Annotated in this window: 22 protein-coding genes; 7 read left to right on the top strand and 15 right to left on the bottom strand. The window is 31.2% G+C overall.

From position 1 onward, the window contains the following. Nucleotide 1: 1 nt before the first annotated feature. Genes purE through Q0J35_RS04760 form a run of 3 tightly spaced genes read right to left on the bottom strand, consistent with a single transcriptional unit; the run spans nt 2 to nt 2,407 of the window. Entirely contained in the window at nt 2–496 is a 495-nt protein-coding gene (gene purE / locus Q0J35_RS04770; protein ID WP_297193624.1) for a 5-(carboxyamino)imidazole ribonucleotide mutase, read from the bottom strand. 4 nt (nt 497–500) lie between these two features. Further along, nucleotides 501–1,748, bottom strand: a complete 1,248-nt coding sequence (locus tag Q0J35_RS04765; protein WP_297193622.1) for a peptidase U32 family protein — start codon at nt 1,746–1,748, stop codon at nt 501–503. Further along, on the bottom strand, nt 1,748–2,407 hold the full coding sequence (locus tag Q0J35_RS04760; RefSeq protein WP_297193620.1) for a chemotaxis protein: 660 nt from the start codon (nt 2,405–2,407) through the stop codon (nt 1,748–1,750). The genes Q0J35_RS04765 and Q0J35_RS04760 overlap by 1 nt, the downstream gene beginning before the upstream one ends. Before the next feature lie 184 nt (nt 2,408–2,591). Here Q0J35_RS04760 and glnA point away from each other — a divergent pair, with 184 nt between their 5' ends. Continuing rightward, nucleotides 2,592–4,022 carry a type I glutamate--ammonia ligase gene (gene glnA, locus Q0J35_RS04755; RefSeq protein ID WP_297193618.1) on the top strand — a complete coding sequence of 477 codons (1,431 nt, stop codon included), beginning with the start codon at nt 2,592–2,594 and terminating at the stop codon, nt 4,020–4,022. A 63-nt stretch (nt 4,023–4,085) separates the two neighbouring features. On the opposite strand, the gene Q0J35_RS04750 is transcribed toward glnA, so the two are convergent. The 5 genes from Q0J35_RS04750 to Q0J35_RS04730 are packed head-to-tail and all read right to left on the bottom strand — an operon-like array spanning nt 4,086 to nt 7,706. Further along, a complete protein-coding gene (locus tag Q0J35_RS04750) occupies nt 4,086–4,577 on the bottom strand; it encodes an HIT domain-containing protein (protein ID WP_297193616.1) in 492 nt (163 codons plus the stop codon). A 1-nt stretch (nt 4,578) separates the two neighbouring features. Beyond that, nucleotides 4,579–5,358: an indole-3-glycerol phosphate synthase TrpC gene (gene trpC, locus Q0J35_RS04745; protein ID WP_297193614.1), complete on the bottom strand. Its 780-nt coding sequence runs from the start codon at nt 5,356–5,358 to the stop codon at nt 4,579–4,581. After that, entirely contained in the window at nt 5,355–6,671 is a 1,317-nt protein-coding gene (locus tag Q0J35_RS04740) for a hypothetical protein (RefSeq protein WP_297193612.1), read from the bottom strand. The genes trpC and Q0J35_RS04740 overlap by 4 nt, the downstream gene beginning before the upstream one ends. Then, nucleotides 6,650–7,018 (bottom strand): YkgJ family cysteine cluster protein, encoded by a 369-nt coding sequence (locus tag Q0J35_RS04735; RefSeq protein ID WP_297193610.1) that lies wholly within the window; start codon nt 7,016–7,018, stop codon nt 6,650–6,652. The genes Q0J35_RS04740 and Q0J35_RS04735 overlap by 22 nt, the downstream gene beginning before the upstream one ends. Next, complete coding sequence (locus Q0J35_RS04730; protein WP_297193608.1) at nt 7,008–7,706, bottom strand: methyltransferase; 699 nt, start codon at nt 7,704–7,706, stop codon at nt 7,008–7,010. Before Q0J35_RS04730 ends, Q0J35_RS04735 begins: the two co-directional genes overlap by 11 nt. Before the next feature lie 198 nt (nt 7,707–7,904). On the opposite strand from Q0J35_RS04730, the gene Q0J35_RS04725 reads away from it, so the two are divergent. Beyond that, the gene (locus Q0J35_RS04725) at nt 7,905–8,474 is read left to right on the top strand and encodes a sugar O-acetyltransferase (RefSeq protein WP_297193606.1); all 570 of its coding nucleotides are present in this window, start codon (nt 7,905–7,907) and stop codon (nt 8,472–8,474) included. 62 nt (nt 8,475–8,536) lie between these two features. Next, nucleotides 8,537–8,887: a cyclophilin-like fold protein gene (locus Q0J35_RS04720; RefSeq protein WP_297193604.1), complete on the top strand. Its 351-nt coding sequence runs from the start codon at nt 8,537–8,539 to the stop codon at nt 8,885–8,887. Between the two features lie 65 nt (nt 8,888–8,952). Here Q0J35_RS04720 and Q0J35_RS04715 read toward each other — a convergent pair whose 3' ends face one another. Genes Q0J35_RS04715 through typA form a run of 6 tightly spaced genes read right to left on the bottom strand, consistent with a single transcriptional unit; the run spans nt 8,953 to nt 14,954 of the window. Further along, nucleotides 8,953–10,098 (bottom strand): CsgG/HfaB family protein, encoded by a 1,146-nt coding sequence (locus Q0J35_RS04715; RefSeq protein ID WP_297193602.1) that lies wholly within the window; start codon nt 10,096–10,098, stop codon nt 8,953–8,955. Between the two features lie 7 nt (nt 10,099–10,105). Further along, on the bottom strand, nt 10,106–10,732 hold the full coding sequence (gene lpoB, locus Q0J35_RS04710; protein WP_297193600.1) for a penicillin-binding protein activator LpoB: 627 nt from the start codon (nt 10,730–10,732) through the stop codon (nt 10,106–10,108). 3 nt (nt 10,733–10,735) lie between these two features. After that, nucleotides 10,736–11,113, bottom strand: coding sequence for a DUF1425 domain-containing protein (locus tag Q0J35_RS04705; protein ID WP_297193598.1), 378 nt, complete (start codon nt 11,111–11,113; stop codon nt 10,736–10,738). Continuing rightward, entirely contained in the window at nt 11,110–12,462 is a 1,353-nt protein-coding gene (locus Q0J35_RS04700) for a hypothetical protein (protein WP_297193596.1), read from the bottom strand. The genes Q0J35_RS04705 and Q0J35_RS04700 overlap by 4 nt, the downstream gene beginning before the upstream one ends. Nucleotides 12,463–12,507: 45 nt before the next feature. Beyond that, entirely contained in the window at nt 12,508–13,146 is a 639-nt protein-coding gene (locus Q0J35_RS04695) for a poly(A) polymerase (protein ID WP_297193595.1), read from the bottom strand. Continuing rightward, complete coding sequence (gene typA / locus Q0J35_RS04690; protein ID WP_273404897.1) at nt 13,146–14,954, bottom strand: translational GTPase TypA; 1,809 nt, start codon at nt 14,952–14,954, stop codon at nt 13,146–13,148. The genes Q0J35_RS04695 and typA overlap by 1 nt, the downstream gene beginning before the upstream one ends. A gap of 123 nt (nt 14,955–15,077) precedes the next feature. Between typA and Q0J35_RS04685 the strand changes: the two genes are divergently transcribed. The 4 genes from Q0J35_RS04685 to Q0J35_RS04670 are packed head-to-tail and all read left to right on the top strand — an operon-like array spanning nt 15,078 to nt 20,036. Next, a complete protein-coding gene (locus Q0J35_RS04685) occupies nt 15,078–15,413 on the top strand; it encodes a hypothetical protein (protein WP_297193592.1) in 336 nt (111 codons plus the stop codon). 18 nt (nt 15,414–15,431) lie between these two features. Then, nucleotides 15,432–17,546: a flagellar hook-length control protein FliK gene (locus Q0J35_RS04680; RefSeq protein WP_297193590.1), complete on the top strand. Its 2,115-nt coding sequence runs from the start codon at nt 15,432–15,434 to the stop codon at nt 17,544–17,546. A gap of 48 nt (nt 17,547–17,594) precedes the next feature. Continuing rightward, on the top strand, nt 17,595–18,374 hold the full coding sequence (locus Q0J35_RS04675) for a flagellar basal body rod modification protein (protein ID WP_297193588.1): 780 nt from the start codon (nt 17,595–17,597) through the stop codon (nt 18,372–18,374). A gap of 21 nt (nt 18,375–18,395) precedes the next feature. Next, the gene (locus Q0J35_RS04670) at nt 18,396–20,036 is read left to right on the top strand and encodes a flagellar hook-basal body complex protein (RefSeq protein ID WP_297193586.1); all 1,641 of its coding nucleotides are present in this window, start codon (nt 18,396–18,398) and stop codon (nt 20,034–20,036) included. Between the two features lie 49 nt (nt 20,037–20,085). Here the strand turns inward: Q0J35_RS04670 and Q0J35_RS04665 are convergent, their stop codons facing one another. After that, the gene (locus Q0J35_RS04665) at nt 20,086–20,505 is read right to left on the bottom strand and encodes a capsular polysaccharide synthesis protein (RefSeq protein ID WP_297193584.1); all 420 of its coding nucleotides are present in this window, start codon (nt 20,503–20,505) and stop codon (nt 20,086–20,088) included. Nucleotides 20,506–20,727: the final 222 nt, after the last annotated feature.

The following is a 20,727-nucleotide window of genomic DNA, read 5'->3' as shown; positions in this document are numbered from 1 at the left end:
TTTAGAGCAAAACTTCAACCATTTTAGAATCGGCTACAAGTTTTTCCTCTTGTTTTTTTCTGTCTTCTAAAAGAGCTTTACTTAGTAAATCGTCATTTACAGCTAAAATTTGAATAGCAAGATAAGCAGCATTAATAGCACCAGCTTTTCCTATGGCAACTGTAGCCACAGGTATCCCGCTTGGCATTTGCACTGTGGAATACAAAGAATCCATACTTGCTAAATTCGAACCGGGCATTGGTATTCCGATTACAGGTTTTACCGTGTAAGCAGCGACTGCTCCCGCTAAATGTGCTGCCATACCAGCAGCGGCTATAAAAACTTTAGCACCTCTTTTTTCAGCATCTTTTATGTATTCTTTTGTCCTTGTGGGACTTCTATGTGCTGAAGTAATTACTAGCTCGTATTTTACATTAAAAGATTGAAGGATTTTACTAGCCTCATTTACAATCTCATAATCACTTTTACTACCCATTAAAATAGAAACAAAATTCATTTTATCACCTTCTTAAAAAAGAGAATTTAGGCAAAGAAACTGGTAGGGTAATTTCATTTTCATTACCGCTATGAATTTCTTTGAATTCTTTATTAGTTTTTGATAGTAATTTTTTAAATTCTACAAAATATTTGCTATCTTTTTTATAAATTTTACCAAGCTCATTTTCTTTTTCATCTATGTGTGAATTTAAGGGACAAAGTATTTCATAGCTTTCGTTTAAAGCTATTTTGCCTTTACATTTGAAAAAATTTCCATCTTCACTAAAGGCACATACTTGCTTGCTGCCCTGCTCTATACTACTTGAAAGATTTTGAGTATCTTGTCTATCTAATGCCCTATTTACAAGGTATCCATCTGTAAAACCACGGTTTGCTAAGGTTTGTATTTCAGACTCATAATGTTTAGGATTAAAATTTCCGCTTAAAGCATCATCTATAGCCATTCTATAAGTTCTAGTAGCAAGAGCTACGTAGTATTCACTTTTTGTTCTACCCTCTATCTTAAAGGCATTTATACAGTTTTCTTTTATAATTTGCTCTACATAAGTGCATAAATTTAAATCCTTAGAATTAAAAATATGAGTTCCCTTTTCATCTTGCTCTAATCTAAACAATGTCCCATTTTTACCTTTTGCGTAAAGCTCATAAGAAAACCTACAATCATTAGCACAAGAACCACGGTTACTCATTCTACCACTTTGCACAGAAGATATTAGGCAACGTCCAGAATAAGCAAAGCACATAGAGCCATGCACGAAAGCTTCTAATTCTAAATTTTTACAATGCTCTTTAATGATTTTTGCCTCTTTCAAACTCAATTCTCTAGCTATAACCACCCTTTTTGCACCTAATTTTTCATAGGCTTGTGCGTCTAAATAATTTAAAACATTAGCTTGTGTTGATATATGCAATGCTATATCTAATTTCATTTCCTTTATCAAATTTGCCACACCCAAAGAAGCTATTATAAAAGCATCGGGCTTCATATCGTAAAGTTTTTTTATATGTTTTTTTAAATTTTCAATTTGAGAAGAAAAATAAAAAGCATTTAATGTAACAAAAATTTTTTTACCTAGAGAGTGAGTGTAATTTACAGCTTCTTTAAAGCTTTCATAATCAAATTCTTTAGCAGTTGCAGCTCTTAAAGAAAAGTTATTAAGCCCTGCATAAACAGCATCTGCACCGTAAGCTAGAGCTATTTTAAGCTTAGTGTAATTTCCAGCAGGTGCCACTAACTCGGGCTTTAGCATTATTTTTTGCCTAAATTTGCTATCAAGGCTTCTATGTCGTCATTAGTAACGACATCGTCATTATCATCACCATTTATATAAACAGCAGAAGAGACCCTTTTACTATCGTCTTTTTTGCTTTCAAAAAGAGAAGTAAGGTATTTATTTAATGCTCTCATCACATTTATAACTCTTTCTATCTTTTGTCTATGTATATCTTGATATTGCATAGCATCCATAGAAACCATAATTTCATTTTGTCCATTCTGCAAACGAGTAAAAATTTCTGAAAATTTTTCTGACATAGCCTCGTTTGCCTCAGCTCTATCTTTGAAAGTTTGCACAGCAGGAAATTTTTCTTTTAATATATTAAAAATTTCTATATTTTTCTTATTACAACTTTCTATTTCTTGCAAAAAGAATTCCGATTGCGAAAAATACTTATCCATAAGTTCAAGCCTATCCATAAGCTCTATAGCCTTAACTTCGCTATCTCTAGTAACATCGTCTAATTGATGAACAACCTTATGTTCTTCATTAGGTGGAGGAGGTGGCCAATGAGCATCAGCTTCTACTCTATATCCATCATCTACATTTCCTCTGACATAATCATCTTTGCTATCTAAATCGCAAAGTTCATTACTGCCGTCCATCAAATTATCAAGCTCTTCTTGTGTCATAGCAAGTCCTTCACAAAACAAAAGCTTCATTATAATAAATTTTTCATAATTTATCAATCAAAAATAAGTTAAAAAGGCATAAAAAAATTATTTTATAAAATGCTCATCTTTTTTTTATTAATTTAAACTTAATTTAAAAAAAATATACTACAATTTTAAAATATATTTCACATAAGGAGAAAATATGGGAAAATTCGTGAATAGCGTAGATGAATTTTTTTCATTCTGTAAAGATAATGAAGTTTTATTTGTAGATTTTAGATTTACAGATATGATAGGCACTTGGCATCACATAACTTATAACTTATCAGTGATAAATAAAGAACATTTTGAAGAAGGAATTCCATTTGATGGTAGCTCACTTGATGGTTGGCAACCCGTGCAACAATCAGATATGATACTAAAACCAGACGCACAAAGTGCTTTTTTAGATCCATTTACCGCTGATCCTACAGTGATAGTTTTTTGCGATGTTTATGATATTTACAAGGGTCAAATGTATGAAAAATGTCCTAGAAGCATAGCAAAAAAGGCTATGGATTTTCTCAAAAATAGCGATATAGCTGATACTGCATATTTTGGACCTGAAAATGAATTTTTCATATTTGATAGTGTTAAAATAGTCGATAATATACACTGTGCAAAATATGAAATAGATACTGAAGAAGGTGATTGGAACGATGATAAAGACTTTGTAGATGGATACAATACGGGACATAGACCTAGAACAAAAGGCGGATATTTTCCTGTGCAACCAATAGATTCTATGGTTGATTTAAGGGCTGAAATGGTGCAAACTCTGGAAAAAGTGGGTTTAAAAACATTCGTCCATCATCACGAAGTCGCTCAAGGACAAGGGGAAATAGGCGTAAATTTTGGAACCTTAGTCGAGGCTGCTGATAATGTGCAAATTTACAAATACGTAGTAAGAATGGTAGCACATCTTAACGGAAAGACAGCTACATTTATGCCAAAACCACTTTATGGAGATAATGGCAGCGGTATGCATGTGCATATGAGTCTTTGGAAAAATGGCGTGAATTTATTTTACGATGAAAAGGGTTATGGAAAATTAAGCCAAACGGCTATAAACTACATAGGTGGTATATTAGGTCATGCAAGAAGTGTGGCAGCTTTTACAAATCCTAGCTCAAATTCATATAAAAGACTAATACCTGGCTTTGAAGCCCCGTCTATATTAACTTATTCTTGTCAAAACAGAAGTGCTAGCTGCCGTGTTCCATACGGTATAGGTAAAAATTCGGCACGTGTTGAAATTCGCTTTCCAGACAGCACAGCAAATCCTTACTTAGCCTTTGTTTCTTTGCTTATGGCAGGGCTTGATGGCATAAAAAATAAAACAGTTCCTGTTGGACCAATGGATGAAAATTTATTTGAATTAACACTTGATGAGATAAGAGAAAAGGGCATAGAACAGTTACCTCACACCCTAAGAGGCAGCCTTGAAGCCTTGATAAGATATAATTCATACCTAAAGCCTGTGATGAGCGATGTCTTTATAGATGATTATCAACACCTTAAATTTAGAACTCAAGTTTGGCCTGTGGAAGCTAGACCTACTGCGTATGAATTTAAAACTTGTTATTCTTGCTAAATTTAAGCTCAGCTTTTGCTGGGCTTAACAATGAACTTTTTTAAACTATATTTTTAATACAAATTAACTAACTGTAAAAAACTTGTCAGCTTCTTGCTTTAAATCTAAATAAAGTTTATTTAAATCCTTGCCGCAAATTCTAGTTTGTGCTATGGTGGTTATGAAATTTGTATCACCAAAATATCTTGGCACAAGATGATAATGCAAATGTGTAGGTATGCCAGCTCCAGCAACATCGCTTAAATTCATACCTAAATTTACTCCTTGTGCTTTTAAAATTTTTCTTAAAGCAAGCTCTCCCTTTTTAACAAGCAAACTCATCTCAAGCCAAACCTCATCTCTTAAATCTGACAAATTAGCTATATGCTCATAAGGTATTACCATAAAATGTCCGGGAGTGTAAGGATATAAATTCATTATACAGTAACAAAATTTAGCCCTAAAAAATACACCTTTTTCTTCATCATCTTTTTTATCTATATTGCAAAATGGGCATATATCTTGTTTTTGGCTTAAATATTTGCTTCTGTGTGGCGAATGTATAACCTCTAGCATATCATCTCCTTACAAAGTCTAAACTTGCTTTAAAAACATCGCTTTGTCTCATAAAATATTCACCTATCAAAAAAGCATCGACCCCGGCACTGTCTAGCTCAAGCAAAATGTTTTTATCATCAAGACCGCTTTCAGCAACCCTTATAAGCTCTTTTGGCATAAGCTCAAAGAGTTTATAGCCCAGCTTCATATCCATAGAAAAATCATCTAAATTTCTGTGATTTACTCCTATAATCTTAGCTTCAGCAAATATAGCTTTTTCTAAATCTTCCTCGCTATGAATTTCAAATAAAACTTCTAAATTTAAGGACTTAGCAAAGGCATATAAGCTTTTTAACTCTTCCTTGCTCAGACTTTTAGCTATAAGAAGTAAAAAATCAGCCCCTGCATTAAAGCTTTCTAAAATTTGATACTCATCAAAGATAAAATCTTTTCTAAGCAATGGTAAAGAAAGTTTTTTACTAAGTTCGTTTAAGTATGATAAAGAGCCTTTAAAAAAATGCTCTTCTGTCAAAACAGAGATAGCTGCTACTCCTGCTCTTTCGTATTCTTGTGCTAAATCTAAAAAATTAAAATTTTCTCTTATAACACCCTTGCTAGGACTAGCTTTTTTAAGCTCTGCTATTATATTTAATTTTTCATTATTTCTTTTTAATAAAGATTTTACATCTTTAAAAGCCCTATTTTTAGGCATCATACTTTCTAAATGCTTATAAGGTTTTTCTTTCTTTTTAAGTTTTAAATCCTCTTTCGTTTTATTGAAAATATCATCTAAAATCAATCCTTAACTCCTAAACAAGAATTTATAGCCTTAATATGCTCTTTATATTCGCTTGAATTTATCATATCGTTTTTAGAATCATACTTAAGGGCTTCTTGCATTAAGTCAAGAGCTTTTTCGCACTTGCCTTGTTTGTAATAACCCCAAGCCAATGAATCTAAATAATACACATTTTTAGGCTCTGCTTTTAAGGCTAAATTTACAAGCTCTATACCTTTTGATACATTTACATTATGATCTATTAGCAAGTATCCATAAAAATTTAGTACGTGAGCCTCGCTATTTTTATTTACAGATTTATCAAATTTTTCTATGATGGATTTTAATTTTTTTTCATTTACAGTATTTGTTTTTCTCATATCTTCGTATTCTATTATAGCGGATATGCTAAGAAAGGTTGTATTTTTTGTTTTGTTATAAAGTCTATTTGCAAAATTATTAGCTGTTTGAGAATCTTTCATAACCTCTAAAATAAAATATATAGGCAAAGAATTATTTTCTAAATAGCTACTTATATTATCGTAAAGCTCTTGTTTTTTTCCAAAATTATAATAAGCTGATATAACATTTAGTAAAAATTCTGGATTCTGGCTAAGCTCATAAAGCTCCAATGATATATCTTTAAATCCTTCCAAATTTTTCTCATTTGCATATATCATAGCAAGTCTAGCACAAACTAGCAAGGAGCATTTATTGTTGTTTGCTTTTATAAAATCTTTAAGAATTTTTTTTGAAGCTTCTTTGTTGTTTAGCAAAAATTCAAGTTCTGAAATTTTTATACTCAAAGCTTCGCTAGGTTTAAATTGATCTGGAAGTAAGCTATTAGCACTTTTATAATAACTCAAAGCCTTGTTTAAATTTTTACTAAACAAATAAAGATCTCCGGCTAATTCGTAATTTCTAAAATCTTTATCTTTTTTTATCAATCTCTCAAGCAAAATCAGAGCATTTTTAATATCTGCAAATTTAACATAATAAGAAATCCTCACCTTTATAATATTGGCTGTATCGTATTTTTTAGCCATTTCATTCATTGAATCAAGTATTTTTTTATCGCTATTATTTAGTATGGCTAAAACAAACGCTCTTTCAAGTAAGGAAGGCTCTTTGTATTCTTTATATAATTCTAAAAAAACTGCACTAGCAGAACTAAAATCTCTAACGCTTTCGTAAGCTAATGCCCTTAAAAGCTTTGTATTAAAAGTCTCCTCTGTTACCACTAAAGAGTTATTAGCTGCAACTTTATTTTCCTGCTTAACAGCACAAGCTGCAAAAAACAAGCTTAAACAAACTAAAAACACACGCCAATACATTCTTTTTCAAGCTCCTTTTTATGTGTTTTAAAATATTCCCAAAATGGAAAAGTTTTGCACTGTTTAGGTCTTAGATCATAAATTTTACATTTTTTGCTATCTGTATCAAGAAAGATACAAGCAAAGCCATTTTCGTAAGGCACTTCTTTTAAACTGTATTTTATGCCAAGTTTTATTGTATATAGTTTTTTAAAATCTTTTAAATTTAAGCTCAAACTAGATGATATAGCTTTCATCTCATCTTTGCTTACAAATATATACCCGCTTTCGCCCGTGCAGCATTTGGCATTGCACTTTTCACAAGCTTTTTCATCAAAACTATAGTTAAAATTTTCTTTATAAATCAAGACTTTTTATCCTTAAAGACGATGAAAGTTCTTGCATTTGTGGGCTTATGATTTTATCTTTATACATAAAAAATGGTCTCATAACCTCGCAAACCCCATTAAAAGACTTTTTTGCTTCCAATAAAACCAACCTCGCCTTGCTTTTTTCATCTTTATAAACAAAACAAATTTTACTAAGTCTAAGTTTATATTTAGTAAGAGTAGAGCAAATACTTTCTAAAGCAGAACTTTCGTAACAAAAATAAAGTGTTCCATTTGCTTTAAGCAAACTATTTGATTTTTTAATAAAGCTATCTAGGCAAAATGAGCTTTGAAATTTGCTAACTTTTTTATGCAAATTTGTGCTTTCATACGCACCATTTCTGTAAAATGGAGGATTGCATAGTATAAAATCAATTTTTTTTTTATGAGAAAAGTTAAAAAAATCCTCACAAAAAAGCTGGGCTGATATGTTATTTTGCTTTAAATTTATCTCACAAAGTTCATAATTTTGCTGCAAAATATCTAGCAAAAAAAGCTCTATTTTTTCAAATTTATGCTTTAATAAAATTCCTATTATGCCGCAACCACAGCCAACTTCAAGCACAGAGCCTTTTAATTTATGCTTTGAAATGAAATCATAAAGTAGCAAGGTATCGCTATTGTATCTATAGCCATCTTTTAGCTGGGTAAAAGTAAATTCTCTCATTTTAATCTCTCTTAAGCAGATTGTATAATAATTTTGTAATGCAATAAAAAATTTAGCCATATAGTTTTATTTTAATCAGTAAATATTTTTGCTTTTTTGTAAAGTAAAAATTTAAAAATTAATATTTTTTTAAAAATAAGTATTGACTTAGAGTAGGTCTAATGTTTTATAATAAGCAAAAATTAAGAAAGGAAGAAAATGGATATTTTTCAAAGAGATATGTCAGGAGAGCCTGTAAATCCAGAAGATGATGATTATCACAAAATTTTAGAAGTGATTAAAAATGCCCAAAAAATAATAGCTAGATTAAACACTGGCTATCACGATGAAAATGAGGTAAGGCAAATTTTAAGAGAATTAACAGGAAACAATATAGACGATAGTGTATGGCTTTTACCCCCATTTTACACGGATTTTGGACGAAACATACATCTTGGAAAAAATGTTTTTATAAATCACTGCTGTGAATTTATGGATAGGGGTGGAATTTACATAGGAGATGATGTTTTTATAGGACCTAAAGTAAATTTAGCGACTATAAATCACGACATAAATCCTTACAATAGAAAAACCACTATTTGCAAAGCCATACACATAGAAGATAGAGTGTGGATAGGGCTTGGAGCTATAATCTGTGCTGGTGTTAGAATAGGAGAAAATTCTATCATAGCCGCAGGTGCAGTGGTAACAAAAGATGTGCCACCAAATTCAATAGTTGGTGGCAATCCAGCAAAGATCATTAAAGAAATAGAACAAAAAGGACTGTGATGTTTAGGATTATTTTTTGTGTATTTTTGTTATGTAGTCAATATTTTGCTAAGGAGAATTTTATGATTATAGCACAATTAAACGAGGAAAAATTTAATATAACACTTGAAAATAATAAAGCTAGTGCGGAATTTTTAACACAGCTTCCGCTTGAGCTTTCTTTTTCTGATTATGTTCATAAAGAAAAAATAGCACATTTAGAAAAACCTTTATCTATAAAGCATACAAATGGATATGCTCCTAAGATTGGGGACTTTTTTTATTATAGTCCTTGGGGAAATATAGGCATCTTTTACGAAAAACAAAGCCCAGCAAGTGGCTTGGTATATCTTGGTAAAGTAGATAAGAAGCTTGTAGAAAAGCTTAAAAACACAAACAGCGATTTCAAGCTTAAAATTTACGAATTAAAATAAAAATATATAGATTGAAAACTTTTACTTCTTAGTTAAGATACTAAAAAGTAAAAGTTAATAAGGGCTTAAAAGCCTAAATTTACGCCTCCATCATCGCCTAGTTTATAATTTGCCGCCTTACCTGTTTCGCTTTCAAGATGGCATACATTGGCTAGTCTTGGCTTACCCTCAAGTATCTTTGCACTTGAGCTTTTAGCAGAACTCTTTGTTATCTGCACTCTGGAAGTATCGGCATTAGAACTGGTGCAAGTATAAATAGCACCATTGTCAAGTTTTTCTTCAAAAATAACTTCTTTATCTGTAGCCATAGCTATATAAAGAGGATAAAGCTCATCTAAAAGCTTAGAGCTAAGCTCTTTTGCTATTTTAGCACTTGCTTTTTCATCGCTTCTTACATCATTTTCCTTGACTAAAATACTTACAGTAAGTGTATCAGAGAGCTTTATCTCCCTAGTAGCAAACAATATAAGCTTATAATCAATTACCACGTCTCCTTTTATGCTTTGAGTGTCTGCAACGGTTATATTTGAACCCTGATTCGAGCTAGCACCTATCTTTCTAAGATTAAAAATAAGCATATAATCAGTGCCTAAGACATTTCCTAGCTTATATAAGTCATCGCTTGAACTATCCTCGCTTTTAAGCAAATTTTTTTCTGCCTTGTAGTATTTATCACTTTTTCTATCAAGCACTGTTACTTTCTTGCTTTTCACAAGCTCGTTTGTGATATTTTGCAAGATATTATCTCCGATAGCTTTAAAGACAGAATCATTAAATATAGCTATATGAGGCTTTTCGCTTCTTTTAAAAAGAGTCTTATACACATTTACCGAAACCACATACTCTTTTGTATCTGGCTCTATAGATACGCTCGTTATCTCATAGCTATCTATCCTGCCTTTTGCAGCACTTTGAATTTTATTATCTAAAACATTTGTGTAACCTAGCAAGTAAGTATGTGCTCTTTGATTTATACCTTGTTTTACATCTATGCTAAGACCTTTCATTTTAGAAAGTGCGTTTGCTAGTGCATTTAAGGTAGCTTCTTCCCTAGTTTGTCCGCTGCCTTCTCCTTGAGATACATTGATATATGTTCCGTCTTTATTGCTAAGAGATATGCCTATATTTTTCCCAAAATTTGTGCTAGTGTTTGTTTCAGCAAAAGCAAAAGATAGGGCAAAAAAACATATACTTAAGATTTTAAATTTCATAAAAACCTCACCAAGTTACAGCTTTGCTAGAGCCTGTTTTGCTAACAGTTTGCTCATCTTCCCAATAAGCCAAACCACTTGTTAAATCAGTTACTGTTAAATGAAAAAAATATTCAGCTTGAATTTTACCGTTAGGAAGTTTTACAGTGTCTTGTCTTATCTTTCCTGCAAGTGAAAAATCTGGGGATACTAAAGTTCCTTTTTTTGCTATGGTAGCTTGATTAAATTCATCATTATCTCTTAAATTTCTTACATCATGACTCATACTATCTTTTGCCCCACCTGCTGCAACTGCAGTTGTTAAAACAAATTTTCCTGATTTTCTAAGAGCTATGGTAATCTTTGAAATCATTCTATCTGTATCTATCCTTTGAGGAGTATCATTTACTATCCTACCTATTGCTATAACCTTTCTTTGCCCCGGTCTTATACTAGCAAAGGCTGGGTCTTTAAGCATAGACTGTATCATAGTATCAGCAGCATTTTCAAAATCTTCTCTATCAAGCCCTAAAGTAAGAGCATCTCCTTGTTTTTCTTGACCTGCTCTTCCGTCAGTGTATGAAACCGCACTAGAACAAGCATTTAAAAGAAAAGCACTAAGCAAACTTAAACCTAAAATTTTTATTTTTGTCATTTCTTATCCTTTCGTAAGTGTTATCTTAAAATCAACAGCATCTTTGTTTTCTGATACTCTTTGTATTACAAACTCTTGATTTTCCTTAAGTTTTATATTGTTTTTCTTTTCCGAATAAGAAGGAGTTTGTATCTTAAAGCCATCCTCATCTAACCAAGAAATACTATACGATAAAGTCTCTGAATCCTCGCTAAATAAGATAAGTTCTATTTCTAATAAAGAATTTGAATTTATTCTGTAATTAAAACTTTTAACTATATCTTCACTAAAGCCTTCAAAAACTATATGTTTTTTAATCCTTTCTTGCATAGGATCAACTGTTTTGCTAGCACAAGCGACAAAAAACAAAGTTGCCAAAGCCAAGATTAATATTCTTTTCATCTATCCTCCTGTATGAGATATGTTAAATTTGTAGAATTTACGCTGAATGACCTCAATATAAGTAAGGTATTTTTACTTTTGTCTATATTATCATTTTTATATAAAAGTCCGCCCATATTATCAGTAAGTTCTATATAGCCATTATTTTCTATCATAAGAACTTGTGCATTTTTTGGCAAAGATGACCAATATCTAACATCTGCTCTAGTAGTAGCTGAATTTATTATAGAGCTTGCTAAGGCAGCCCAGCCTCCTGCATTATTTGATACGACCATATTAACAGCGGTTTTTGAAATACTTGAAACAATGGCTTTAAAAATTTTAGCAGGTAATAAAATCTTAAATTCAGTAGCTATAATATCGTCAAAATTTGCAACCTCAACAGTTCTTTTATCTCCCGCTTTTATGTAATGAAACGATGAAGGTCTAGCCTTTAAAACCGGTAAAGCAAATGAGGTTGTTATTATACTATCGTTAAAAGAATAAGGTATAGTAAAACTCATTTCGTATAATCCCGCACCAAGCCCATTTTCATAAACTACAAATATATATTTTTTAAGTTTTTCTGGAGAGCTTGAATTTGCGTATTGATTAAAGACATTAAATTCTTTTTTAATTTCAGCATTGTTTGAGTGTGTTACGGCAATTTCTTTAAACAAATCAGCAGCTTTTGAATAATCCCTTTCTAAGAAAAAAAACACAGAGCTAATATAAGTAGCGTAAGGATTTATAAAATTTTGCGATGTTTTAAATTCTCTTAATAAATGTTCATACTGCGAACTTACTTTATCTATGCCTGATTCTATATCTTTTTTGTTTTGTTTTTGCTCGTCAAATTCCTTTCTAAGCTCGGCTATATCTTTTGCGAAATACTCTTTTGCTCTATCTTGTCGATACAAGGCTCTGTTAAATTCAACTCTAGCATTTTCAAAATCACGCAGACTCATAAAATTCAAGCCCTTATAAATATTTAGCATTATTCTTTCATATAAAGTGCCATCATAATCAGCAAGAGAATCGTTTGTGAGTGTTGTGCCAATGGCTTTTAATGTTTTAGATGCTCCGTCTTTTAAATCTACATCAAATTTATAAGCGTCTTCTGTTTTGTCAAAAATTTCATTGCTAAGTTCAAATTTATTACAATATCTAGCTATAGATGCTACATTTATGCCTACATATATAGGATCTTCTAAATTATCTATCTTTTTCTTTTCTTTCTCAAAAAAAGAATCAGAGCAAGAATTGCTAAGTATGGTTTGGGTGTAAATTAAATTGTCAGAGCTATGATTAGCACAAGCCAATAAAAAAAAGGTATAAAAAGGTATAAAATATTTAAAAAACTTATACATATAAAAACCTCACAATAAGCAAAATTGTAGTATAAAACATCTTAACTATGGGTTAATATTTCTGATTTTTTTAAGATTTTCTTGCATAAGTTCTAAATTTGCTTTAACTGTTAAATTTAAATTTGCAAAGAATGGATTTTTAAGGCTTGGGATTAAAACACTGTTTCCTTTCTTAAAAAAAACATTTGTATTAAAATTTCTATCCTTTACCCTTATGAATATATCGCTTATATCGGCGTTTGCGTCCTGTTTTAATTCTTTATTAAAGCACACAAGCACTCCGCAAAAAGCTCGTTTAAACTCATCTTTAAAAAGCAAATCATAAAGTTTAAAATCATCAAATTCAAAGCTATTTACACTTTTAAATTCACTTAAATTTTGTAAAAAATTAAGCTTTAAAAAGTCCTTTTCGTTTATGCTAGAAAGCTTTAACTTTGCTTTGTTTTGCCTTAAAAAAAGCCTAGTGATATTTAATTCAAGTTCATTCTTAGCTAAAATAAGCTTTTTGCTTGTAAATCGAAAAAATAAAATTCCTACAATACAAGCAAGTATCACAGCTATAATAAGATCTTTTATAAAAACAAAGGCTAAAAAACCAATGACTAATGCTTCTATAATGCTTAAAAGCCTTAGAATTCCAAGTCTTTTTAGTAAAAAAAGTCTATTATCCTCTAAGTCTTGCATTAAGAATTTTGCCTTTGCATTCTTTTTCTTTGATTTGGATCAAGGTATTTTTTTCTAACCCTTACATTTTGTGGGGTAACTTCAACAAGCTCATCTTCCTCTATCCACTCTAAAGCCCTTTCAAGGCTTAGCTTTCTAGGCGGCACAAGTTTTATAGCGTCATCACTTCCACTAGCTCTAACATTTGTTAAATTTTTACCTTTTATAGGATTTACATCTAAATCATTTGGTCTGGAATGCTCTCCTATTATCATACCTACATAAACTTTGGTTTGAGGCTCTATAAAAAGCACTCCCCTATCTTGCAAGTTAAAAAGCGAGTATCCTAATGCTACTCCATCTTCCATCGATATTAAAGCACCATTACCTCTTTTTTCCACTGCTCCACTAAAAGGACGAAATTCTAAAAAGCTATGATTCATAACGCCTTCGCCTTTGGTATCCGTTAAAAATTGACTTCTAAAACCTATCAAAGAACGGGCTGGGATTTCAAATTCTAGCCTAGTTTGTCCATCTGCAGTTGGGACCATAGTTTTCATTTCAGCCTTTCTTTTTCCAAGTTTTTCTATGACAGCACCACTAAATTCATCAGGCACATCTATAACTAAATGCTCAAAAGGTTCTGTTTTTACGCCATCTTCCATTTTTATTATAACCTCTGGTCTGCCCATACAAAATTCAAAGCCTTCTCGTCTCATATTTTCAGCTAATATAGTGATTTGAAGTTCTCCACGACCACTTACCTTAAATTTACCCTCTCCTATATTTTCATATCTCATAGCTATATTTGTTTTCATTTCAGCTTCTAATCTCTCGGCTATCTTATTTGCCGTTACGTGCTTTCCTTCTGTTCCTGCTAATTTGCCATCATTTACTGAAAAAACTATACTTAAAGTAGGCTCTTCTATATGCAAAGGATCAAGTGGTAGAGGATTATTTACATCTACTATACTATCACCAACATCAAGAGTCTCAAAGCCAGCTATAGCTACTATATCCCCACAATAAGCTTCATCTACATCCATTTTTTCAAGACCTAAAAAGCCTATAAGCTTTGAAACTCTGCCATTTACTTTCTCGCCGTCTGCTTTTACTAGCAAGACATTTTCATTTTTCCTAACCTTGCCATTAAATATCCTAGCTATTCCTATCTTTCCTACAAAATTATCATAGCCTAATGTAAATACTTGAAGTTGTAGAGGATTTTCCACCTTGCCACTTGGTGCTGGAACTCTGTCTATAATGGTTTGAAAAAGCGGCTTCATATCCTTGTTTTCATCATCTAAATTTAATTTTGCATAACCATTTTTAGCCGCAGCATAAACAACGGCAAAGTCAAGTTGCTCATCATTTGCCTCTAAGGCTACAAAAAGGTCAAAAATTTCATTTATAACTCTGTCAGGCTCGGCTGCTGGCTTGTCTATTTTATTTATCACAACTATGGGTTTTAAGCCCAAAGACAGGGCTTTTTTAACCACAAATTTAGTTTGGGGCATAACGCCTTCTTGAGCATCTACTAAAAGTAAAACCCCATCTACCATTTTCAAAACACGTTCAACCTCGCCACCAAAATCAGCGTGTCCGGGAGTGTCTATTATATTTATCTTATAACCCTCGTATTTTATGGCGGTATTTTTTGAAAGTATGGTTATGCCTCTTTCTTTTTCTATATCATTGCTATCCATAACCCTTTCAGCTATTTGCTCTCTTTGTGAAAAAGTTCCTGACTGCTTTAAAAGCTCATCAACAAGAGTAGTTTTTCCGTGATCAACGTGGGCTATTACTGCTATGTTTCTTATATTTTCCAAATTAGGTCCCTTTGTGTAAGTTTAAAGACTTGAAATTATATAAAAAATATCTAAATAAAGAAATTTAAAAATTGGAACAGTAATTGCTTTTGTCTGTGTAAATATTATTTTAAAGGATTGAAGATGTCAAAACCAGTAAAAAATGAAATTTTTGAACTTTTAACAGACGGAATTTTCGAGGTAAAGGTAAATAAGAAGAATGAATTCTTTATGCAAGTTTTAGCATTGTTAGATAGTTTAAAAAGTGGCAAAAATAGCAAGTTAGTTCGAATTTCAAGCGAATTATCTCAAATTCTTAGCAATAAGAAAAATTGTGCGAGAATAGAAAAAGCCAAAAATTTAGATGATCTTTTGTGTATATTAGATGAGTTAAATAAAAACGACAGAATGCTAAAAATTTATTCTACTGAAAGTTTAAAAGATAGCTTTCCAGTATTAGCTAAAAAGAAATTTTTATAATTTTAAAAAGGATATACTATGCAAGGACTCGCTGCAAAAGCTTCTTTGTTGGACATAGCTACGGTAGCTAATAAAAGTTCTAAAGGTAGTGAAAATTTTATAGAAAGCAATCAAAATTTAAGTGATGATAGCTCTCAAGGGGATTTTTTATCTTCTTTACTTTCTGCGATAGATGAAACAAATGAATTTCTACCGGATAGACTTAAAATAAGCGATAAAGAAATTTCTGCAGAAATCATAGCAAATATAGAAAAAAATTCAAACTTTTTCGGACTTTCTAGCGAAAATAATGAAATGTCAATCTTTGAATCTCTAAGTTTTATGGAGGTTTTGGGGGTTTTAGAAACATTAAAGATAAAAAGCACTGATGTTAAGCTTTCTAATCTATCTAATCTTACACAGCAATTTTTACAAAGCGAGAGCAATTTTAATGCCTTAAAAGGTGCTAAAAATTTAAGTGAGCTTTTGGATATAGCTAAGGGGCTAGATTTAAATGTATCAAACATAAAGATAGATAGGATTTTGGATTTAAAAAACACCTTTCCAAATTTAGATAAAGCTGGATTTTTTAATCAGTCTTTAGAAAGTGCATTTAAAGATATTCTAAACACAAAAATTTCAAACATAGTAGATAAGATAGAAAAAAAAGATAAAAATACAAATGTAAATTCAAACAAAAATTCAAAAGATATATTAAGCCAAGCTTTAAAGCTTACAGATGAAAAAGTAAAAACTAAGGATTCTAAAGATAAAAAGATAGAAAATTTAGATAATAACGACTTGCTAAAGCTTGATGCAAAAAATCAAACTATAAAAGATACTAAGGTAGAAAATTTAATCACAGATAATGAAGCTATTATCAAAAATACAAATGACAAAACAAGCAACAAACTTGCAGTAGATGAGATTAAAAAAGAAGATTTTAAAGAAGTTAAAACAAATGCAAAAAAAGATGAACTTCCTTTAAAAGATGATTCACAAAAAATAAAAGAAAATATGCCAAAAATAAATGAAAATATAAAAACAGAAAATAAAAACGAAACATTTAGCAAGATACAAGAAAACAACGAAGTAAGCAAAGATATATCAAAAGAAAAGCCTTTAGAAAATAAAAACAATTTACAAGAAAATAGTGAGCTTAAAAATGAAAATTCTAAGGTTAAAACTCAAAATTTAGACACAAATACCATTAAAAATCTTGCTAAACAAGATGAAAAACAAGAGCTTAAACTTGACAATACTGATAAAAATTTAGCATTAAATAAAGATGAAAAGATAGATGATAAAATAGATAATAAGCAAAATATCAATACAAAACAAGACAATACCAAACAAGCTGAAATAAAACAAGCCGATATAGAAAATACCAAGCCTTCTTTACAAACAACGCAGGTAAAATCTGCTGAAAAAGTAGTTGTTGATACTAGTGTTTTAAAAAATATAAAACAAGAACCTAGCACCAAAGAAAGCGATATAATAACAGATAACAAGCTTGAACTTAACACAAAGATAAATCAAAATAAGATTAATCCAAATTTAGCAAATTCAAATCCAAACAATAATCTAGAGCAACAAAATAGTCAAAGCCAAAATCAAAACACCAAAGAAATTGCTACAAACAACAATGTAAAAGAGCATAACACAGATACAAAAAGTGATGTAAAATACAATACAAATGAGCTAAATAATCTAGTAAGCACATTAAGCAAAATAAGTGCAAATGAGCTTAAGGCGAATTTAAATGTAAGAGAAACCTTTTCATACTTTGCAAATGACCTAAAAGAGCAAATGCAACAATTTAAAGCACCTATTACTAAGCTTAACATAACTCTTAATCCTTCTAATCTAGGTGAAGTTGAAGTTACTTTGATACAAAGAGGAAGTGCCTTACATATAAATTTCAACTCAAATCCTAACACAATGGCATTGTTCGTGCAAAATCAAGCAGAATTTAAAAATTCTCTTGTAAATATGGGCTTCACAGGACTTGAAATGAATTTTAGCGATCAAAAACAAAAAGATCAAAAAGAGCAAACTTCAAAGAATAAAAATTCATACAAAGCTAGTGGTGATTTTGCCATAAGTGAGCCTACACAGTCTCCTTTGGAATTAATCCTAGCCAAGTATTTTTAATTTGGAATACTTTTTGCTTTTAAATATAAAAAATTAAGGGGGTTTAATATGAGTGATTTTTATTCAAATGCTATTATTTCAAACAACAATCAAGTAGCAAGAACAAATACTACAAATACTACAAATACTACAAATACTACAAATACTACAAATACAACAGATACAGGTATAAATGATAGCACAAGTCAATCTGGCAACTCTTTACTTGATAAAGATGCTTTTTTGAAGTTATTATTGATAGAAATGCAACACCAAGATCCTACGGATCCAATGGATACTGATAAAATGCTTACCCAAACTTCTCAACTTGCCGCACTTGAAATGCAGCAAAATACAAATACAACTATGCAAAGTATGGTTGAAACTATGACCAATCTTTCAACAGTTATTATGGCTAGTCAAAACCTAGCTTCTTTAAGTGCTTTAGGTAAAATGGCTGTTATAAATAATCCTTACATAAATGTGAGCAGTTCTGGAGAAAGTTTTTCTGATATAGATATGTATCTACCTAAGGAAACAAAAGACGGGGCTACTTTTCAAGTGTTTAATTCAAAAGGAGATGTAGTTCGCTCTATAAAGATAGAAAAAGATGATTTAACTCAAGGCTTAAACAAAGTATCTTGGGACGGCAAAGATGATAATGGAAATCCAGTTCCTGCCGGACAATATACCTTTAAAACAAGCTACACAGATGTGGATGGCGGAACTTCAACAAGTTCATTTGGAGCTTATCCTATAGAATCTGTTAGATTTAAGGACGGAATTCCTTATGCTGTTATGGCTGGTAAAGAGCTTAGATTTGATTTGATTTCTGAAATAGTGGGTTAAAAATTTACAAAGGAGCATCAGATGTTTGCTGCATTTTATAATGGAGTTAATGGGGTTAAAGCCCAAAATTTTGGTATTGATTCTACCTCTAACAATATAGCAAATGTAAATACACCGGGTTACAAATACTACATAACAGAATTTTCAGATGTGTTTAACAGAGTGGTTACATCGCACTCAACCAATCCATCACAATCAGGTTTTGGTGCTGTGCAAGGTGCGAATAAAATAGTATTTGAACAAGGGCATTTTTTAGATAGTGGTGGAGAATTTGATGTCGCATTAGCAGGAAAAGGCTTTTTCGGGGTAACTAGCAATGACGGAATTTACTATACTAGAAATGGCTCTTTTATGAGAGATGCAAATGGAAATTTAGTAGATAGTAATGGAAACTATGTTTTAGGGACTATGAATCCAAATTTTGCCCCTATAACTTATAGCGACAGAGTATCTCAAATAATGGGTAGTGCAAGTGGAATACCCGTAACAAATGGCTTTACAGTAAATAATCCTAATCAAATTTTTGACTTAGGCACTGTTGATTCTCAAGGTATTTTATCTGTCCCTACTAATATATACTATCAACCGCAACTCACAAACAACGTAACATTTAAAGGAAGTCTTGATTCAAGCACTACAGTAGAAACTATAGAGGTTGATTTAAATCCTGCAGAACTTAACATACAAGAAGTAAATACAAATATAGTAGTAAGTGGGTCTATAAGCAGAGAAGATATATTTTCCGCTAAAGAGGGAGAAAGAGTTGTGATAAATTTCGTTGATGCGAACGGAGTAAAGGCTAGTGCTGAAGTTTTGCTAGATGAAAATTTAAATTTCACAACAAATGAATTAGAATTAGCTGGGCTTGATAGAGATAGCTTAAGAATAGAAAGTGCTTTTCTGGCTACAGAAAGAGAAAGTGCTGATGTTCAAGTAATGGAAGAAAAGCTTGTAAATAGCGATGGAAGTCAAAATAGGCTAAGATTAACACTAGAAAGAGTTTTACCGCAAGATGGAACTGACATAGCATATAGAGCAACTGTGCAAATTTTTGACTGGGACGGAAATCCTTTAGGGGAAGCAAATGAAGGAAGTATAGTTTTTGACAGAACTGGTGCTTTAATACAAAACACAGTAACTTCAGTAGTAAATCCTAGCAACGGAAATACAGTAAATATAAATCTAGGTTCTACACTAAATAACGCTGTGGTTGGTTCTGGGTTTGATGGAATTTACATAAACATAAACGATCCCGATGTAAAAAATATAACAAGCTCACAAGACGGCGTTCCTGAAGGTTTTTTTCAAATGTATGATATAAAAGCAGACGGCTCTATAATGGTGCAATTTACAAATGGGGCTACTGCAACTGTAGCAAAACTAGCACTGTATAATTTCATCAATGAGCAAGGCTTGGCTTCTGTAGATGGAAGTAATTTTGTTCAAACAGGAAATAGCGGAGAAGCTTCCTTTTTGTATGATGAGCAAGGAAATTTAATATACACAGCACAATTTATAGGCGATAAATTAGAAGCTTCAGCAACTGATTTAAGCGTAGAACTTACAAATTTAATAGTTATGCAAAAAGCATTTGACGCAAGTAGCAAAAGCATAACAACAAGCGATCAAATGATACAGCAAGCTATAAATATGAAAAAATAAATTTAAAACTTTAATTGCAAATCATCCAAACGGGTGATTTACAAAACACTCAATCAAAAAGCACTTTAGACAGCATAGAATTTTCTTTTATCTCTTTAAAATATGTTAATTTATGTAAAAAGGTTTTTTCTTTTATATCCTGCCATAATTTCTCATCAAACTTGTCTTGAGAATGAAACTGTAAAAGGTGGATTTCAAAATCACTTATATGAAATTTTTCATTTGTAAAACCATTTTCTTTTAAAAGCTCAAAAATAATATGTAGCATAAAATAGTGATGATGTTTTGAATCGTCATTTTGCCAATAATTCATCATAATATCAAGCATAGCACTTGTGAAAGCGTTATTTTTCTTAGATATGATAAAGCTTGAAAACATTTTCACCATAAAATCATCATTATAGTTAAAATAAGAATAAGCAAAATATTTACTATGCAAAACCTTTTTTAGCTCATCATTGCTTGGCATAAAATACTTAAGTAAAAATGTATAATAAGTTATCTTTTAAAAATTAAATATATTTAATATAGTTTTTACTTAAGAATATAAAAAAAATATTAAAAATGTAAGTTTAAAGCAGTAAATGCAAACTTGTAGTAAAAAAAAAAAAAAGGGGGGGGGGGGGAGGAAAGATTAGTGTGTAATAAAAAAAAAATACTGAAGAAGACGTTAAAATTTTTTAGTCTTTTT

The sequence above is a fragment of the uncultured Campylobacter sp. genome, from assembly GCF_944323605.1.
Classification (GTDB): Bacteria; Campylobacterota; Campylobacteria; order Campylobacterales; family Campylobacteraceae; genus Campylobacter_D.
Note: the sequence above shows the minus strand (reverse complement) of the source record. Positions and strands in the feature narration are given on the sequence as shown.

Bases quoted from the DNA above. Each gene is read 5' to 3' on its own strand.
- Q0J35_RS04720 (WP_297193604.1), top strand. From the start codon at position 8,537: ATGATTATAGCACAATTAAACGAGGAAAAATTTAATATAACACTTGAA.
- glnA (WP_297193618.1), top strand. From the start codon at position 2,592: ATGGGAAAATTCGTGAATAGCGTAGATGAATTTTTTTCATTCTGTAAA.
- Q0J35_RS04730 (WP_297193608.1), bottom strand. From the start codon at position 7,706: ATGAGAGAATTTACTTTTACCCAGCTAAAAGATGGCTATAGATACAAT.
- Q0J35_RS04695 (WP_297193595.1), bottom strand. From the start codon at position 13,146: ATGCAAGACTTAGAGGATAATAGACTTTTTTTACTAAAAAGACTTGGA.
- Q0J35_RS04715 (WP_297193602.1), bottom strand. From the start codon at position 10,098: ATGAAATTTAAAATCTTAAGTATATGTTTTTTTGCCCTATCTTTTGCT.
- Q0J35_RS04680 (WP_297193590.1), top strand. From the start codon at position 15,432: ATGCAAGGACTCGCTGCAAAAGCTTCTTTGTTGGACATAGCTACGGTA.
- Q0J35_RS04705 (WP_297193598.1), bottom strand. From the start codon at position 11,113: ATGAAAAGAATATTAATCTTGGCTTTGGCAACTTTGTTTTTTGTCGCT.
- purE (WP_297193624.1), bottom strand. From the start codon at position 496: ATGAATTTTGTTTCTATTTTAATGGGTAGTAAAAGTGATTATGAGATT.
- Q0J35_RS04675 (WP_297193588.1), top strand. From the start codon at position 17,595: ATGAGTGATTTTTATTCAAATGCTATTATTTCAAACAACAATCAAGTA.
- Q0J35_RS04665 (WP_297193584.1), bottom strand. From the start codon at position 20,505: ATGCCAAGCAATGATGAGCTAAAAAAGGTTTTGCATAGTAAATATTTT.
- Q0J35_RS04685 (WP_297193592.1), top strand. From the start codon at position 15,078: ATGTCAAAACCAGTAAAAAATGAAATTTTTGAACTTTTAACAGACGGA.
- Q0J35_RS04740 (WP_297193612.1), bottom strand. From the start codon at position 6,671: ATGTATTGGCGTGTGTTTTTAGTTTGTTTAAGCTTGTTTTTTGCAGCT.
- Q0J35_RS04670 (WP_297193586.1), top strand. From the start codon at position 18,396: ATGTTTGCTGCATTTTATAATGGAGTTAATGGGGTTAAAGCCCAAAAT.
- Q0J35_RS04760 (WP_297193620.1), bottom strand. From the start codon at position 2,407: ATGACACAAGAAGAGCTTGATAATTTGATGGACGGCAGTAATGAACTT.
- lpoB (WP_297193600.1), bottom strand. From the start codon at position 10,732: ATGACAAAAATAAAAATTTTAGGTTTAAGTTTGCTTAGTGCTTTTCTT.
- Q0J35_RS04765 (WP_297193622.1), bottom strand. From the start codon at position 1,748: ATGCTAAAGCCCGAGTTAGTGGCACCTGCTGGAAATTACACTAAGCTT.
- Q0J35_RS04725 (WP_297193606.1), top strand. From the start codon at position 7,905: ATGGATATTTTTCAAAGAGATATGTCAGGAGAGCCTGTAAATCCAGAA.
- Q0J35_RS04750 (WP_297193616.1), bottom strand. From the start codon at position 4,577: ATGCTAGAGGTTATACATTCGCCACACAGAAGCAAATATTTAAGCCAA.
- Q0J35_RS04700 (WP_297193596.1), bottom strand. From the start codon at position 12,462: ATGTATAAGTTTTTTAAATATTTTATACCTTTTTATACCTTTTTTTTA.